The following is a 15,780-nucleotide window of genomic DNA, read 5'->3' as shown; positions in this document are numbered from 1 at the left end:
GGCTGAACGCCGCCGACACGCACCCCGGCCGCGGTCACCGGCAGCCCGAGGTGACCGCGGCCGGGGTGCGCCGGGACGGCGGCCGTCTCGGTGACCTCGACGCAGTTGGTCGGCTTGGCTGTGGCCGGACTTGCGCCGGGTGCCTTCGGGACGTTTACCGGTTGCTCCTCACCGTTTCGACGACCGGGCGGCCAGAGCCATGCCCGCAGACGAGCACACCCCTGACGGCCGAACCGGTGAGAACCTACTGACCCCCCAGCCGAATCGGCCTCAGATCTGGGCAGGCGGAGGCTTTCCCGAGAGGGCAATGCTTCTGGGGCTGTCCAGCCCTGTCCACGGTTGCCGTCAGCAGCCGTGTTGACACGGGAGCAGCGACACCACGGGTTCGGGGCGCCCCTGCTTCATCCGTTCCAACATCTCCTACCGGAGATCGTCAAGACGACCGTCTCACCCTGCACGAGCAGCAGCCCTGATCCTGTCGCCCTTAATTACCAGAACCGTTTTCAGAACCGTCTGCCGAAGACACCGAGTCAATTGCAAGCCGCCAGGGAAACTTCCTCCCACTGGCTTCCCCTTCCCCGGGATCATGCAATCTCGACTCTCCAAAAACAACAGAGACCCCTTCTCTCCGAAGCAGGTCAATATTCTTCCTGAAAGGCGCGCGTTTTCCGTAAGCCGAGTTGACGAACGGTAAGACGACGATGGGGACCCCGAGTCCGATGGCTTCGTTCACCACGTCGAGGGCGTAGTTGTCGGCGATTCCGTTGGCGAGTTTGTTGATGGTGTTGAAGGTGGCCGGGGCGACGACGATGGCGTCGGCCTTCGGGGAGCGGGGTTGGCCGGGTTTGCGGTGGGTGTGGCGCACTGGGCGGCCGGTCTGCTGTTCCAGGGCTTTGACGTCGATGAAGCCGACCGCGGCCGGGGTGGCGATGACCTGGACGGTCCAGCCTTCCTCCTGGGCCATGCCGACCAGGATTCCGACATCGCGAGCGGGGCCGGCGGCGCACACCACGACGTAGAGGCTTCTGGTCTGTTCGGTCATGCGGCGATTCCGGCGCGTTCGACGAGTTCGGTCATGTTGGCGCGCAGGTGGCGGCGAGCCGGTCCAGCAGGGTGGGAAGTTGCTGGGCCACCGCGCTGTAGCGGCATGCCTGGTAGCCGGTCTTGGCTGCGCGTACGGCCCTGGTCAGTGCCTCGACGGTGATGTCGGGGGGTGTGGGCGGTGGTGGGGGCGGTGTAGCGGGTGAGGGCGGCGGCGATGCGGTCTGCGCTGTCCAGAGCTCCGGCAGTGGCGGCGATGCCTGTCCCGGCAAGGCTGATGAACTGGCGTCGTTTCACTCGGTCCTCCTTCTCCTCCACGCTAGGCGGGGAGAGCCGGGCCGTGGGGGCCGCGGCCGGCGCACCATCCCCGGTGGGGATGGCCAGGTTGAGGGGTGCCAGTCCGAACAGCATGCGTGCCTGGTCGGGCATGCCCAGGCCGTCGGCGATGCGCTCGACTACGTCGAAAGAGGTGACGCGCTTGCGGCCGTTGAGGATCTCGCTGATGCGGCCCTGAGCTATTCCGGTGGCCGCGGCAAGCCTGGTCTGGCTGGCACCGCTGTAACGCTGGGCGAACCTGAGCAGGCCGGAAATGTCGCGTTCTTGTAGAATTCGGCGCGTTTCTTCACGTTTCCACGCCCAAGCGGGAATGACGATCGGCTCTGGTGACCGTCCAGCCATCGCAGCCCTTCTCACTGTGGTGGGACCGCCATTATCCCCACCTGGGATAACTGCTGGGGATAGGTTTCAGATTCTGCCCGCGAAAACCTGGGAGCATGAACGGCGACACGAACACGACATGCACGGCCTGGCAGAGGGCGTGGCTGGCGGTGGGCGCGGCCATGTCGGGGGTTCGACCGGACGACCATGGCCGGGCTGCGGGTGGAGTCCCGACGTCAGGACTGCTGGGACTGGGGGACATGGGCCGGATCGTGGTCGCCTCGGTCAAGGAGACGGCCGCATGACGGCCTCGACCCGACAGGCGGGGTGTCTCAACGCGTTGCGGGTGCGGCTGGACTGGCTGGGACTGGGGACCTGTAAGGCCACTGCCCGCCCCACACCCCCATCCCGCCCGGCTCCCCGAGTACGCGCCCTGCCGGGGCGCGCGGTGGGGGTGGGCCGGTGACGCTCTCGCTCACGTCCTTTCCTGGTACGCCCGACAGCGTGGCCGCCGCCCGCCGGTTCGTCGCCGGGGTGCTGCGGGCCTGCCCGCAGGCCGCCGACGACCATGCTCCCAGGGCCATGCCCGACCGCCGTGACGGCACTGGGGGCATGGCCGCTGCCGCTGTCGGCGGCCGTTGGGTCTACGCCACCCCGCACCTGCTGGCCGCCCTCGACCAGCCCACCGCCGCCCCCGCGGCGACTCGCACATGCTCGCCGCGCTGGCCGCCGTGGCGTTCCTGGCCAGCACAGCGCTGCACGGCTCGCCGCCCTCGCCGCCACCTTCCTCCTGTGACCTGTCCTGTCCACGCTCCGGGCCGGACGGCACCGTCCGCCGGTCCCGGAGCAGAAGCTGTGGAGGCGTTCTGGTGAGCCTGCGGAATGCCCGTGAGATTCCCGAAGACACTGGCACACCAGAGGGAGCCGGTGGTCAGGAGGTGCTTTGGGGCGACTGGCAAATATCGGCCATCAGACGCCACACCTGGGTGGAGGGGAGCTGGTAGTCGGGGTACTGCCGGGCTCGTTTGCAGGCGTCAGGGAGACCTTTGGCGAAGTGGTGGAACTTGGTCCCCGCCCCCTTGCTCCACTGCGGCAGTAGTTTTTTGAGCTCTCTCTGCAATTCAGCGGCGGTACGTGCCTTGACCCGGTCACGCAGATGGAGGATCAGCCAGACCTCGAAGGTCGGATTGGAGACCGCGGTGTTGATCTCTGCGGTTTCCGCCTCCTCACACAGGCCGCGCACGTTCTCCCCGTCGGCGTCGAAGACCGCCCACACGGCAGAGTAGGCGGCCTTGCTCCGTGCTTCCCGCGCATGGGCGATCACGCGGTCCTTCTGCGGTCCTTTCCGTGATTTCTCCGGGCGCAGCACCACATCGACGTCGGGTAGATCGCTTTCGGTCAGTCCTTCGAAGTAGGAGAACTCGGTCTCTCCCTCACAGACGACGAGCACCTTCCGTTTCGTCGCGCGGCTTCCTTGGCGGCGGTCGAACGTGGTCTCCCGTAACCCGGGCCTTCTAGCCACGAGCGCTGCCCTCCCCAACGCTGCGCACCGCAGCGTCGAACTCGCTGTCGACAATCTCGGGAACGGCGCCGTAACGACCGGTCAGGTACCACAGCATCGGATTCTCGTCGCCGTTCTCATCCTCCTTGTACTCGACCAAGGAGAGGAGACGGGTCGCTCCGTTCTCTTTGTCTTTTTCGGTGAACCAGATTTCTTCGCGGTCGAGCACGCTGCTGCCGCGAAGCCAGCCCAGCAGTGCGGCGTCATGGCTGGAGAACAGGAGTTGCGCACGCCGGGGATTGGTTCTCGGGTCCTTGAAAAGTTCAATGATCTTGGCGGACAGCAGAGGGTGCAGGCTGGCGTCCAGTTCATCGACGATCATCAGAGAGCCCGTCCGCAACACGGAGATGACCTCTTGTCCCAGATCGAGGAGTGTGCGTGTGCCCTGTGACTGCTGTCGGATGCTGAGGGGGCGCACACTGCCATCTTCCGAGCGGTGGTGGAAGAGCAGTTCCACCCGGTCGAGGCTGCGGATGCGGTGACGCCGGAGGCTCTCCGGCGCGTCGGCGTACCGTTCCTCCACCTCGGCGATCTCGGATTCGGTCGGGGAGTACCGCTTGAGTTCCAGGCGTTCGATCCCGGTATCGGCTGCGCGGAGCAGTTCTTCCAACTGAGGGAGCGACCGCTCATTCACCGCGAACCGGTGGAGCGGCCTGGAGAACCACGGCTCCGGCACTGAGCGGAGAGCCGCGGACCAGAAACTGAGATGCTGCGCGAACCAGTCGTACACCGGTCGGACGATGCGCTGCTTGGAGCGGGCCGCCACGGTCAGGAAGAGGATGTTGTCTTCGGTGATCTCTTTGACCTGAGTGACCGACTCGGGGAGATCCGGCCCGAAGTGGTAGCCCTCCTCGTCGCGTTCGAAGATCACCTGCTTCTCGTTGAAGGGGTAGCAGTACAGCCACTCCTCGACCACCCGCACGTCGTCGATAGCGAAGCCGTAGGTGTAGTGCAGATCGTTGGTCCACAGGTCCACGACGTAGCTGGACGGTTCTACCAGGCTCTGCGAATCCAGTGCGAAGGGGTCCCGGTCGATCCCGGCCTCCGGCTCATGGTTGGCCATTGATGCGCGCACCATGCGTTGCATGAAACCCAGTGCGTTCAGGACGTTGCTCTTGCCGGAGGCGTTCGCTCCGAAGATTCCCGCCACCCGCAGCGACTCGGGCTCCGCCAGGCTGGGGGCTTCGGACGCGTCCTGTACGGGAACCAGCAGGAGTTGCTGCTCCTCCTTCAGGGACCGGTGGTTGGCGGCCCGGAAACTCAGCAGCATGTGCCGCATCTCCCTCCCAACCCGCTCCCGCCGTTGGCGTCCGATCGTGAGGATTCGGAACTCAGCATAGTTGCGGTGACCGGATGGTTTTGTTCTTTTCGCGTTTTCTCAGATTGAGGTTCTTAACTTCTGAACTGCATCGACACCCTACAGATCACAGTCGACATCCCGGATCCCGGCTCGCCTGACCAGGGCACCGAGCGCTCTTTTGGTGCAGGAAATCCCGCTTGGTGGTTGCGCGTTGCGGGCATCCTGGAGGCTCTGGCAGAGTCGCGCTCCCGACAGCCGACAGCTCCGCCCCCGCGCACTGTCCCGAATCGAGAACAGATTCGGGAGCGGCTTGGGGCGGACGAGTACTATACGCAGGCCGTTGCGGTCCTGGACCGGCTGGGTCGACAGCGCGGCCTCCCCAGGCGAGCGGCTGCAACTGGTGGGGTGGTCGGGCTGGGCTGGCCGGGCGCGCGACCACGGGCAGGCCGAGCGGTGGCTGTGGGTCCAGGCCGACAGGGCGGTCAGGGCGTTCGGCCTGGACGACAGCCTCAGCAGACGGATCGTCGCCGAGTGGGTGCGGGTGCGGGACGCGCTGGGGCAACAGCGATGATCTTGACAGTGAGGAGGGCGGGTCCGTGTCTGCGGCCGCGGTACCGTCAAGATCATCGCGGTGGCGGCGAGTGTGGGGGCTACGCCAGTTCTTCGGGTTCGCGGTCCTGGAGCCGCAGCTCCAGCACGATGTCGACCTCGTCGCCGATCAGGCGGCCGCCCCAGGGCAGTTCGCCGCCGTCGCTGATGCCGAAGTCGGACAGGCGCACCACCCCGCTGCCGGTGAAGAAGTGGCCGTGTCCGTGCTCGACCCCCAGGTAGTGCGGGGCCTCGCCCACCCACTGGCAGTCCAGGGAGATCTGCCGCGTCACGCCGTGCAGGGTCAGGTCGCCGCGCATGATGAAGGCGTGGGCCCTGCGGTCGTGGTGCTCCTCCAGCTCGGTGCTGACGAACCGCGTCTCCGGGTAGCGCTCCGCGTCCAGGAACTCGGGCGAGCACAGGTGCGCGTCCCGCGCCCGCACCCCGGTGTTGAGGCTGCCGGTCTCCACCGTCACCTCCACCTTGGAGTCGAGCGGGTTCTCGGCGACCAGCACCGTTCCGCGTGCCCGGTTGAGGGTGCCCTGGACCCGGCCGAAGCGCAGGTAGTGGGCGACGAAGATCAGATTGGAGTGCAACGGGTCCAGGTACCACGTTCCCGGCTGGGGACCCACCTGTTGCGTGTTCTCCGCCTGTACGGTCATGGGTCTGCTTTCTGGTGACGAGGTGAACAGAGGACGAACGTCCGGTAGCGAGTATGCATGCAATTGCGTGAACCGCCGGACCGGGGCGAGCGGAACGCAGGCAACGCGTGCGGGCCGCCCCGTCCTCCGGAGCGGCCCGCACGCGGACGGAGTCGGCTACATCTGTTCGGGGGCCCGCACGCCCAGCAGGTCCAGGCCCTTGACCAGGGTGGACAGGGTGGCGGCGGTCAGCGCCAGCCGGGAGGCGCGCACGTCGTCCCGCTCGGCCTTGAGCACCGGGCACGCCTCGTAGAAGGCGGTGAACGCCTGGGCCAGGTCGAACAGGTAGGCGCACAGCCGGTGCGGCTCCAGGGTGTCGCCGACCTGGACGACCGTGGGGCCGAAGCCGAGCAGCCGGAGCGCCAGGGCGCGCTCGGCGGGCTCGGTGACCAGGACCGGGCCGGTGGCCTGCGCCGGGTCGAGCCCGCCCCTGCGGAAGATCGACCGGATGCGCGCGACCGCGTACTGGAGGTAGGGGCCGGTGTTGCCGTTGAGCGCCAGCATGCGGTCGAAGTCGAACACGTACTCGGTGTCGTGCGCGATCGACAGGTCGGCGTACTTGACCGCGCCGATGCCGACGTCGCGGGCGATCGCGGCGCGCGTCTGCTCGTCCAGTTCGGGGCGGGTCTCGGCGACCACCGCGGAGGCGCGCTCCACGGCCTCGTCCAGCAGCGCCATCAGCCGGATCGGCGCGCCGCTGCGGGTGCGCAGGATCTTGCCGTCGGAGCCGAGCACGTTGCCGATCTGCACGTGGATCGGCTCGGCGTCGCCCAGCCAGCCGGCCTGGCGCGCGGTCTCGTACACCATGCGCAGGTGCAGGGACTGCGGGGCGCCGATGACGTAGACGATGCGGTCGGCCTTGAGCTGCTCCACCCGGTACTTGATGGTGGCCAGGTCGGTGGTGGCGTAGCCGTACCCGCCGTCGCTCTTGCGGATGATCAGCGGCACCGGCTTGCCCTCGCGGCCGGTGAAACCGTCGAGGAACACGCACAGCGCGCCGTCGCTGACCACCGCGAGCCCTTTCTCGGACAGCTCGTCGCAGATCGGGCCGAGCATGTCGTTGTAGGTGCTCTCCCCGGCGAGGTCGTCGTCGGTGAGGGTGACGTCGAGCCGGTCGTAGATCCGGTTGAAGTAGATCTTGGACAGCTCGATCAGGTCGTGCCACAGCCGCAGCGTCTCGGCGTCGCCGCTCTGCAACGCCACCACCCGGCGCCGCGCCCGCGTGGCGAAGTCCTCGTCGCCGTCGAACTTGGCCCGGGCCGCCTGGTAGAAGGCGTTGGGGTCGGACTTGAGCAGCGCGGCGTCGGCGGAGTCCTCCCCGACCTCCAGCAGGTGCTCGATGAGCATGCCGAAGGGGGTGCCCCAGTCGCCGATGTGGTTCTGCCGGATGACGTGGTGGCCGAGGAACTCCAGGGTGCGGGCCAGCGCGTCGCCCACGACGGTGGTGCGCAGGTGCCCGACGTGCATCTCCTTGGCCACGTTCGGCGCGGAGTAGTCGATGGGGATGTTCTGGCGCTCCTGGACCGGGGTGCCCAGCCGCTCGTCGGAGAGCAGGTCCTGGACCCGGTCGGCGATCCACTCGTCGCGCAGCGTCAGGTTGATGAAGCCGGGTCCGCTGATCTCGACCTCGCGGCAGACGTCGGAGACGTCCAGGTGCTCCACGATCGCGGCGGCGGCGTCGCGCGGGGAGCGTCGCAACTGCTTGGCCAGTGCCAGCGCGACGTTGGCCTGGAAGTCGGCGAACTGCGAGGGGCGGATGACCGGGTCGGCGTCGGCGTACTCGGAGCCGAAGGCGGCGCCGAGCGCGGACTGCACCCGTCGTGCGAGAACTTCTTGCGGATCGGCCATGCCCACAGCTTAGTGACTGGTCGGCACTGCTCCGCTGGGCGGAGCCGGGGGGCCGCCCTCCTCGGGCGGGCGCGGGCGCCGGGGCGGCCGCCAGGCCCGGACCGTGGCCCACAGCAGGGCCGCGGTGGGCAGCAGCACCAGGACGTACCAGGGCAGCCGCCACCACGGGGAGACGGTGTCGGCGGGCACTGCGGGTACCTGCACCGGCACGGCCGGGGTCGTGGCCAGCGCCCACATCAGGAAGGCGTCCCCCACGGGCAGCAGTCCGCCGAGGTAGCGGCGTTTGCCGCCCCACTCCACGGCGGTGCCGGTGGCCTCGGCGAAGCCGGTGAGCGCGGCGGCCGTGGCGGTGTCCCCGGCGAGCACCGCGTCGGCGATGGCGACCGTGCTCGCCGACGCGGACAGGCCGAAGACCAGGGGGCCGGAGTCGACGTCGCCGGGGGAGTCGTCGCCCCGGGGGAACTCGCGCACGCCGGGCAGCATCGCGACGTCGGAGGCGAACAGTTGCCGGAAGACCGTGTAGTCGGCCGCGGCCCACTCGGGGTCGAGCTCGAACAGGAAGCGCAGCAGCAGCGTCTGGGAGGTCGCCCGCGCGCCCTGGAGCATCTGGCCGGTCACGGGGTCCACCCGGTGGGGGATGAGCCCGGTCGCCGGGTCCAGGCGGGCGCGCACCTGGGTCATCCACACCCGGAACAGCGGCGCGTAGCGGTCCTCTCCGGCCAGGTGGTCGCGGAGCCGCAGTGCCGCCATGGCCACGACGCTGTCCACCGGCCACGCCTGCCCGGGGTAGGCGGCCAGGTAGGGGACGCCGCGGGCGAGGGAGGCCTCGAACGCGGAGGCCAGCTCCTCGGCCGCGGAGTCGAGTGCGGCCATCTCCTCGGGGGCCTCCTCCGGTCCGCCCGCCACGGCCACGATCTGCCCGCGCAGCCAGGTGCTCCAGCCCGCGTGGAACACCCCGTGGGAGGGGACGGCGAGGGTGGGGAAGGGCGCCGTGCCCTCGGGGGAGTACAGCCGCTCCAGGGTCCAGCGGGCCTCCGCCAGCGCCTCGTCGCGCAGCCCGGGGTCGCGCTGGGCCACCGCCAGCCAGGTCAGCCCGTAGAGCGCGTGCGTGAAGAAGTACCCCTCGGGGAACAGCGCCTGCATGTCGGGGCCCGCCCCCTCGTCCAGCGCCTCGCGGACGAACGCGAGGCGCGGCAGCGTGTCGGCGACCACCTCGGCGTCGGTGCGCTCCAGGGGGGAGGGGGTGTGGGAGCGTACGCTCACCAGCGTCACGGCTCCGGTGACCAGCACGGTGGTCAGCGTCAGCAGCAGCGCCGCGGTGGTGCGGGCGGGGGAGCGGTGGACAGGTGCGTCGGGCACTCGCCCAGCATGCCGTCTCGCGGGGGGCGAGGGGAACCGGGAAGCGGGGACGAATCCGGGACGGGCGTCCTCACTCCTCGGACGGGTTGAGCCGGTGCAGCCAGGACGGGCTGCGGCTCACCCCCGCGACGCTGCGGCGGACCTGGTCGGTGATGCGGCCGGCCACCAGGTTGTGGGCGAGCAGGCAGGCCTGGGCGACGCCCTGGGCGCGGCTGGCGCCGTGCGCGATGACCACGGTGCCGTTCAGGCCGAGCAGTACCGCGCCGCCGTAGCTCTCGGAGTCGAAGCGGGCCCGCAGCCCGCGCAGCGCCCGGCGCTGGAACAGGGTGCCGAAGCGGGCCAGCGGGCTGGAGGTGAGCGCCGCGCGGAGCTCCTCGAAGGCGAAGCTCACCGCGCCCTCCACCGACTTCAGCGCCACGTTGCCGGTGAAGCCGTCGGTGACGACCACGTCCACCAGCCCGGCGAGCAGGTCGTGGCCCTCGATGTTGCCGCGGAAGTCCAGTCGGGGCTCCTCCGCGGCGTGCGCGGAGAGCAGTTCGGCGGCCCGGCGGGCCAGCCGGTTGCCCTTGCCGGGCTCGGAGCCGATGGTGAGGATGCCGACCCGCGGTTCGGCGACGCCGTGCCCGACGCGCGCGTAGGCCGCGCCCAGGTAGGCGAACTGCACCAGCATCTCCGGTTTGGCGTCGGCGTTGGCTCCGGCGTCCAGCAGGATCGTCGGCCTGGGGGAGGTGGGCAGGACCAGGGCCAGTGCGGGCCGCAGCACGCCCGAGAGGGTGCGCAGGCGGACCGTGGCCGTCGACACCACCCCGCCGGTGGAGCCCGCCGAGACCAGGGCCGCCGCGGTGCCCTGCCGGACCAGTTTGCAGCCGACCGCGACGCTGGACCGCGCCCGCCGCCAGGCCGCCAGCGCGCCCTCGTGCATGGCCAGGGCCTCCTCGGCGTGCACGATGGGCAGTTCCCGGGCGGCCCGCTCGGCGGCGACCAGCGGGGCCAGTTCGCTGGTGCGTCCCACCAGGACCAGGCGCAGGCCGTGCTCGCGGACCGCCCGGACGGCGCCCGCGACGATCTCGCGGGGCGCGTGGTCGCCGCCCATCGCGTCCACCGCGATCAGCGGCGGCTGGGCGGAGGAGGACCGCTTGGCGGTGACTGCGCTGCTCATGGGGCTCCTTGTGCGGGCGGGGCGCAGCGGCGGACGAATCCGGCACCCCAGGCCAAGGGTATTCGGCGCCGTCGGGGAACGCTGCGGCGAGGCCGTGTGCCGTTCCGGGAACGCCGTGGTTTCTCCCGGAACCTGAGAAAACGCTGTGTTTCCTGACTATTGCCTTGGTCGGAATTCTCACCACAGAAGGGGATGAATAGGGTAAGAAGCCTGCCGGAATCGGACCCAGTGTCCGCCGCGGGGGCTGACGCAGCCCTGTCACCCCCTCGGACCGTGCCGACAAGGTCGTCAGTGGGTCCGGTGTGCGCACACAGTGCGACCGCAATGTCACTCTGGGTTGGTCAACCGCTGACCCTGTGTGACATGTGACACGAGAGGAGACGCGTGAGCTTGACGCACGACTTGGCACTCCAGGCGTCCGCCGGCCGCCGGTTCCGTGCCTTCACGTCGAAACACCTCGACGAGCTGACCGCGCGTGCGGGATTCGGGGAGGACGAGCGGCTCGCCATCCGCGCGGTGGCCACCGTGCTGCCGTTCCGGGTCAACTCCTACGTCATCGACGAGCTGATCGACTGGGACGCGGCTCCCGACGATCCCATCTACCGGCTCACCTTCCCCCAGGCGGACATGCTCCCCGCGGAGGACGTGGCGAGGATCGTCGACCTGCTCCGCGCGGACGCCCCCCGCCAGGAGATCAACCGGGTCGCCAGCGAGGTGCGGGCCAGGCTCAACCCCCACCCGGCCGGGCAGTTGCAGCTCAACCTCCCCAAGATGGGGGAGGAGCCCATGCCGGGTGTGCAGCACAAGTACCACGAGACCGTGCTGTTCTTCCCCAAGCAGGGGCAGACCTGCCACTCCTACTGCACGTACTGCTTCCGCTGGGCGCAGTTCATCGGCGAACCCGACCTGAAGATGGCCAGCGACGAGATCGACCGTCTGGTGGCCTACCTGCGCCAGCACCCCGAGGTCACCAGCGTCCTGCTCACCGGCGGGGACCCGATGATCATGGGCGAGGCGGTGCTGCGCCGCTACGTGGAACCGCTGCTGGAGCTGGAGACGCTGGAGTCCATCCGCATCGGCACCAAGTCCCTGGCCTACTGGCCGCAGCGGTTCGTCACCGACCCCGACGCCGACGACACGCTCCGCCTGTTCGAGAAGGTCGTGGCCTCCGGCAAGAACCTCGCGTTCATGGCGCACTTCTCCCACCCCCGGGAGCTGGAGCCCGCCATGGTGCAGGAGGCGGTGCGGCGCATCCGCGGCACCGGGGCCGTGATCCGCACCCAGGCCCCGCTGATCCGCACCATCAACGACGACCCGGAGATCTGGGCGACCATGTGGCGCACCCAGGTGCGGCAGGGAATGGTCCCCTACTACATGTTCGTGGAACGCGACACCGGACCGCAGGACTACTTCGCGGTACCGCTGGCCGAGGCCTACGAGATCTTCCGCAACGCCTACAACAGCGTCTCGGGACTGGCGCGGACCGTGCGCGGACCGTCCATGTCGGCCACCCCCGGCAAGGTCTGCGTGGACGGCGTCACCGAGATCAACGGCGAGAAGGTCTTCGTGCTCCACTTCATCCAGGCGCGCGACCCCGAACTGGTCAACCGGCCGTTCTTCGCCAAGTACGACGAGAAGGCGGTCTGGCTGTTCGACCTGAAGCCGGCCCTGGGCGCCACCCGCTTCCCCTACGAGGCGGAGCCGGCCGGGGACGCCTCAGAGCCGGTCACCGGCGCGCATCCCTGACCGGTGCGGACGCGGTCCCGGGCTGCGCAGGAAGAACCGGGACCGCACCGCCTCCCCGGGAGAGCGGGAACCGCGGTACGGCGGCACGAGGCGGGCCAGGTCGGCGGCGCCGATCAGGCCCGCCTCGTTGCCCAGCGCCGCCCGCACGATCCGCGCCTCGGGACGGTGGCCGCGGCCGGTGAGCGCACGCCGGAAGTGCGTGCGCGCCGGGCCGAGCAGCAGGTCGTCGGCCTCGCAGACGCCGCCGCCGATGACGAACAGCTCCGGGTCGAAGGCGGCGGCCAGGTTCGCCAGCCCCGCGCCGAGCCAGGCACCCATGTCCTCCAGCAGTTCGACGCAGGTACGGTCGCCCTCGCGGGCCAGCGCCGTCACCAGCGGGCCGGTGATCCGGGCGGGGTCGCCGTCCGCCGCCTCCAGCAGCCGGGAGGCCATCGGCGACTGCGCGGCGGCCAGCTCCCGGGCCTCGCGGGTGAGCGCGTTGCCGCTGGCGTACTGCTCCCAGCAGCCCCGGTTGCCGCACTCGCAGCGGCGCCCCCGGGGGACCACGACCATGTGCCCGAACTCCCCGGCCAGGCCGTAGCGGCCGCGGCGCAGCACGCCGTCGATGACGATGCTGCCGCCGATGCCGGTGCCCAGGTTCACCACGACGACGTCGCGCACTCCCCGCCCCGCCCCCAGCCGGGTCTCGGCCCAGGCCGCGGCGTTGGCGTCGTTCTCCACGACCACGGGCAGCCCGAGGCGGTCCTGGAGCGCCTCGCGCAGCGGCTCGTTCCGCCAGGACAGGTGCGGGGCGAACAGCACGTTGGCGCGCCGCTCGTCGACGAATCCGGCAGCGCCGACGCCCACCGCCCGGACGCGGTGGCCGCGGCGCAACTGCTCGACCACGCCGACGATGGTGTCCTCGACGACCTCTGGGCTCTTGCTGCGGTCGGGCGTCTCGGTGCGCACCCGTGCCAGGACGCGGCCGTTCGGGGCGACCACCCCGCCCGCCACCTTGGTTCCGCCGATGTCGATGCCGATGACGAGTCCGCGCCTGCGGCGGCCCGTCGTGCGAGTGAAGACCACGCAGAGTGACCCTAGTCCACTTGGCCGACAGGTTGGTCCCGCCGTTCCGGGGCGGGGTGCAGGACCCGGTCGAGGACGGGAGCGGCCTCCAGGACGAGGTCGTGGCGTCCGGCGATGAGCTCCTGGAAGCGGATCTTGGCGCGGATGAACGGACGGCGCAGCCGCTGGTCGCGGCGGATCGCGGCGGCGAGCTTCGCCGAGCCCTCGGGGTAGCGCCACCGGGCCCACGGGGAGCCGGGGACCGCCAGCCGCACCGCGGCGACGATGCTGACCACGGGGATGAAGACGCCCGCGATGCCGCTCCAGATCTTGCCCTTGAGCAGGCTGACCGCCGCGCCCGCGAAGTTGACCAGGACGAGCGCGGCCATCGCGGCCTGCGCGAGCGCGGCGCCCGGTTCGGCGCTGCGGAACTCGCTCCAGCCGACCGGGCGCAGACCGGTCAGCAGCAGGCCGCTCAGGGCGATCGCCACGAACACCGCGTCCACGGAGGTGCGGCCCTGCTCGGTCCAGTACACGTCGCGCAGGTGCAGGATCAGCGCGAACTCGTCCAGCACCAGGGCGGAGCCGAACCCGAACAGGGCCGCCGAGGCCGCCAGGGCCGGTCCGTCGCGGTCCGCGATGAGCAGCCCGGCGACCCCTCCGACCAGCATGAACGCTACCCCGAAGACGACGTGGTGGATGTGCAGGCCGCCGGGGGTCAGGTTGCCGAACCACCAGCGCACCCGCGCGCGGATCATCCGGACGCTGCAACGGATCATCAGGAAACCGGCCACGAAGGCGACGAAGAAGCTGAACAGCGGCAGTCGTCCGGTGGCCACGATGTGGACGGTGAACCAGTCGCTCACGCATGCCTCCTCGGCCCGGTAGGGCGCGGTCGACAACCAGGGGAGGGCGGCAGAGATCGGCCCGCGAGGGCACCTGCGGGTCTGCCGGACGGAGAGGGGCGGCTTCCGCTCCGGGCTAGGTAGGCAAGTGTACGTTCGGCGGACGGTCCCGGAACACCCGTGCCATCCTGAGAACCTGCTGAGAGGCGGCGGGATTCCGGGGCGGCCGGAAAGAGGGCGGGATCACGCCGTCCGGCGGGGCGGCCGGGCGCCGCCCGAGTGCTTTGCCGGAAAGTACCGAATGGCGTTCTAGTTTTTTGGGTCGCGTCTCTGTAGAGTGCGCCCATGGAGCTGAACGGAGTTGCCGCCCTGGTGTCCGGCGGCGCAAGCGGCCTGGGAGAAGCGACCGTTCGGGAACTGGCGTCGGCGGGAGCGACCGTGGTGGTCGCGGACCTCAACGCCGAACGCGGAGAAGCGCTCGCGGCAGAGGTCGGCGGCGTCTTCGTCCGCACCGACGTCGCCGACGAGGAACAGGTGCAGGCGGCGGTGCGGGCCGCCGAGGAGACCGGCAGGCCGCTGCGGGCCGCGGTCTCCTGCGCGGGCATCGGCTGGGCGGCCCGCACCGTGGCACGCGACGGCACCCCGCACGACCTGGCCTCCTACCGCAGGGTCATCGAGGTCAACCTGATCGGCACCTTCAACGTGGTACGGCTGGCCGCCGCCGCGATGGCCAGGACCGAACCGGTCAACGAGGACGGCGAGCGCGGCGCGATCGTCAACACCGCGTCCCTGGCGGGCATCGAGGGGCAGATCGGCCAGATCGCCTACTCCTCGTCCAAGGGCGGCGTCATCGGCATGACCGTCCCCGCGGCCCGCGACCTGGCCGCGATCGGGGTGCGCGTCAACACCGTCGCCCCCGGCATCATCGACACGCCCATCTACGGCCACGGGCCGCAGGCCGAGGAGTTCAAGCAGCGCCTCGCCGCGCCGGTGCCCTTCCCCAAGCGGCTGGGCACCCCGGCCGAGTTCGCGCGGCTGGTCCGCGCGCTGCTGGAGATCAGCTACATCAACGCCGAGGTCGTCCGCATCGACGGCGGCCTGCGCATGCAGCCGAAGTAGGGGGACGGAACATGGCCGACGAGGTTCGCTACGAGACGGCGGACGGCATCGCCGTCATCACCATCAACCGGCCCGAGGCCAGGAACGCGGTGAACCGGGCCGTGGCCGAGCAGATCGCCGCGGCCCTGGACGACCTCGACTCCCGCCGGGACCTCACCGTCGGGATCATCACCGGCGCGGGCGGCACCTTCTGCGCGGGCATGGACCTGAAGGCGTTCCTGGCGGGCGAGATCCCGATCATCGAGGGGCGCGGGTTCGGCGGCTTCGCCCAGCGCCCGCCGAAGAAGCCGCTGATCGCGGCGGTGGAGGGCTACGCGCTGGCCGGAGGGTTCGAGGCGGTGCTCGCCTGTGACCTGGTGGTCGCCGCCGAGGACGCCCGCTTCGGCATCCCCGAGGTCAAGCGCGGCCTGGTCGCCGCGGCGGGCGGACTGCTCCGCCTACAGCGGCGCATCCCCCGCAACATCGCCATGGAGTTCGCGCTGACCGGCGACTTCGTCGATGCGCCGCGCGCCGCCCAACTGGGGCTGGTCAACCGGATCACGCCCAGCGGGCAGGCGCTGGAGGGGGCGCGCGAGCTCGCCGCGCGGATCGCGGAGAACGCCCCGATGGCGGTCGCCGTCTCCAAGCGCGTCATCGTCGAGTCCGACGACTGGTCGGGCGAGGAGATGTGGCGGCGCCAGGACGAGCTCACCGGCCCGGTCTTCACCAGCCACGACGCCGCCGAGGGCGCGGCGGCGTTCGCGGAGAAGCGCAAGCCCGTCTGGCGGGGCGAGTAGCCCCTGCCGCAGACGTCGGCCGTGCCGCGGGCGGAG

15 protein-coding genes are annotated in these 15,780 nt (G+C 70.4%); 5 read left to right on the top strand and 10 right to left on the bottom strand.

Translation table 11 applies throughout. The features are described 5' to 3' along the window. Positions 1-484: 484 nt before the first annotated feature. Both AC529_RS04340 and AC529_RS20325 read right to left on the bottom strand, forming a co-directional pair. Positions 485-1,042 (bottom strand): flavoprotein, encoded by a 558-nt coding sequence (locus tag AC529_RS04340; protein WP_068753665.1) that lies wholly within the window; start codon positions 1,040-1,042, stop codon positions 485-487. Then, positions 1,039-1,719 (bottom strand): helix-turn-helix domain-containing protein, encoded by a 681-nt coding sequence (locus AC529_RS20325; RefSeq protein ID WP_083947916.1) that lies wholly within the window; start codon positions 1,717-1,719, stop codon positions 1,039-1,041. The genes AC529_RS04340 and AC529_RS20325 overlap by 4 nt, the downstream gene beginning before the upstream one ends. A gap of 95 nt (positions 1,720-1,814) precedes the next feature. Between AC529_RS20325 and AC529_RS19945 the strand changes: the two genes are divergently transcribed. Further along, positions 1,815-2,003 (top strand): hypothetical protein, encoded by a 189-nt coding sequence (locus AC529_RS19945; protein ID WP_157080045.1) that lies wholly within the window; start codon positions 1,815-1,817, stop codon positions 2,001-2,003. Positions 2,004-2,629: 626 nt separating this feature from the next. Here the strand turns inward: AC529_RS19945 and AC529_RS04335 are convergent. Next, positions 2,630-3,148: an RloB family protein gene (locus AC529_RS04335; RefSeq protein WP_068753664.1), complete on the bottom strand. Its 519-nt coding sequence runs from the start codon at positions 3,146-3,148 to the stop codon at positions 2,630-2,632. 64 nt (positions 3,149-3,212) lie between these two features. Further along, positions 3,213-4,529, bottom strand: coding sequence for an AAA family ATPase (locus AC529_RS04330; RefSeq protein WP_068753661.1), 1,317 nt, complete (start codon positions 4,527-4,529; stop codon positions 3,213-3,215). A 370-nt stretch (positions 4,530-4,899) separates the two neighbouring features. Between AC529_RS04330 and AC529_RS04325 the strand changes: the two genes are divergently transcribed. Then, complete coding sequence (locus AC529_RS04325) at positions 4,900-5,130, top strand: hypothetical protein (RefSeq protein ID WP_068753658.1); 231 nt, start codon at positions 4,900-4,902, stop codon at positions 5,128-5,130. Between the two features lie 79 nt (positions 5,131-5,209). Here AC529_RS04325 and AC529_RS04320 read toward each other — a convergent pair whose 3' ends face one another. From AC529_RS04320 to plsX, 4 genes are all read right to left on the bottom strand, one after another. Continuing rightward, the gene (locus AC529_RS04320; protein WP_068753656.1) at positions 5,210-5,809 is read right to left on the bottom strand and encodes a YceI family protein; all 600 of its coding nucleotides are present in this window, start codon (positions 5,807-5,809) and stop codon (positions 5,210-5,212) included. Positions 5,810-5,965: 156 nt separating this feature from the next. Next, positions 5,966-7,696 (bottom strand): arginine--tRNA ligase, encoded by a 1,731-nt coding sequence (gene argS / locus AC529_RS04315; RefSeq protein WP_068753654.1) that lies wholly within the window; start codon positions 7,694-7,696, stop codon positions 5,966-5,968. A gap of 9 nt (positions 7,697-7,705) precedes the next feature. Further along, complete coding sequence (locus tag AC529_RS04310) at positions 7,706-9,055, bottom strand: hypothetical protein (protein WP_083947914.1); 1,350 nt, start codon at positions 9,053-9,055, stop codon at positions 7,706-7,708. 70 nt (positions 9,056-9,125) lie between these two features. Further along, entirely contained in the window at positions 9,126-10,214 is a 1,089-nt protein-coding gene (gene plsX, locus AC529_RS04305; protein WP_068753653.1) for a phosphate acyltransferase PlsX, read from the bottom strand. Positions 10,215-10,616: 402 nt separating this feature from the next. Between plsX and AC529_RS04300 the strand changes: the two genes are divergently transcribed. Then, positions 10,617-11,960, top strand: a complete 1,344-nt coding sequence (locus AC529_RS04300) for a KamA family radical SAM protein (RefSeq protein ID WP_068754513.1) — start codon at positions 10,617-10,619, stop codon at positions 11,958-11,960. Here the strand turns inward: AC529_RS04300 and AC529_RS04295 are convergent. Then, positions 11,931-13,025 (bottom strand): ROK family glucokinase, encoded by a 1,095-nt coding sequence (locus AC529_RS04295; RefSeq protein WP_068753651.1) that lies wholly within the window; start codon positions 13,023-13,025, stop codon positions 11,931-11,933. The two genes, AC529_RS04300 and AC529_RS04295, sit on opposite strands and share 30 nt — an antisense overlap. Before the next feature lie 11 nt (positions 13,026-13,036). Continuing rightward, positions 13,037-13,870, bottom strand: a complete 834-nt coding sequence (locus AC529_RS04290; protein ID WP_083947913.1) for a hypothetical protein — start codon at positions 13,868-13,870, stop codon at positions 13,037-13,039. 324 nt (positions 13,871-14,194) lie between these two features. On the opposite strand from AC529_RS04290, the gene AC529_RS04285 reads away from it, so the two are divergent. Beyond that, positions 14,195-14,968 (top strand): SDR family NAD(P)-dependent oxidoreductase, encoded by a 774-nt coding sequence (locus tag AC529_RS04285; RefSeq protein WP_068753649.1) that lies wholly within the window; start codon positions 14,195-14,197, stop codon positions 14,966-14,968. Positions 14,969-14,979: 11 nt separating this feature from the next. Beyond that, entirely contained in the window at positions 14,980-15,744 is a 765-nt protein-coding gene (locus AC529_RS04280) for a crotonase/enoyl-CoA hydratase family protein (protein ID WP_068753647.1), read from the top strand. Positions 15,745-15,780: the final 36 nt, after the last annotated feature.

It is taken from the genome of Thermobifida cellulosilytica TB100, from assembly GCF_001517975.1.
Lineage (GTDB): Bacteria > Actinomycetota > Actinomycetes > Streptosporangiales > Streptosporangiaceae > Thermobifida > Thermobifida cellulosilytica.
The sequence above is the reverse complement of the archived record's forward strand: the minus strand, read 5'-3'. Positions and strand labels throughout refer to the sequence as shown.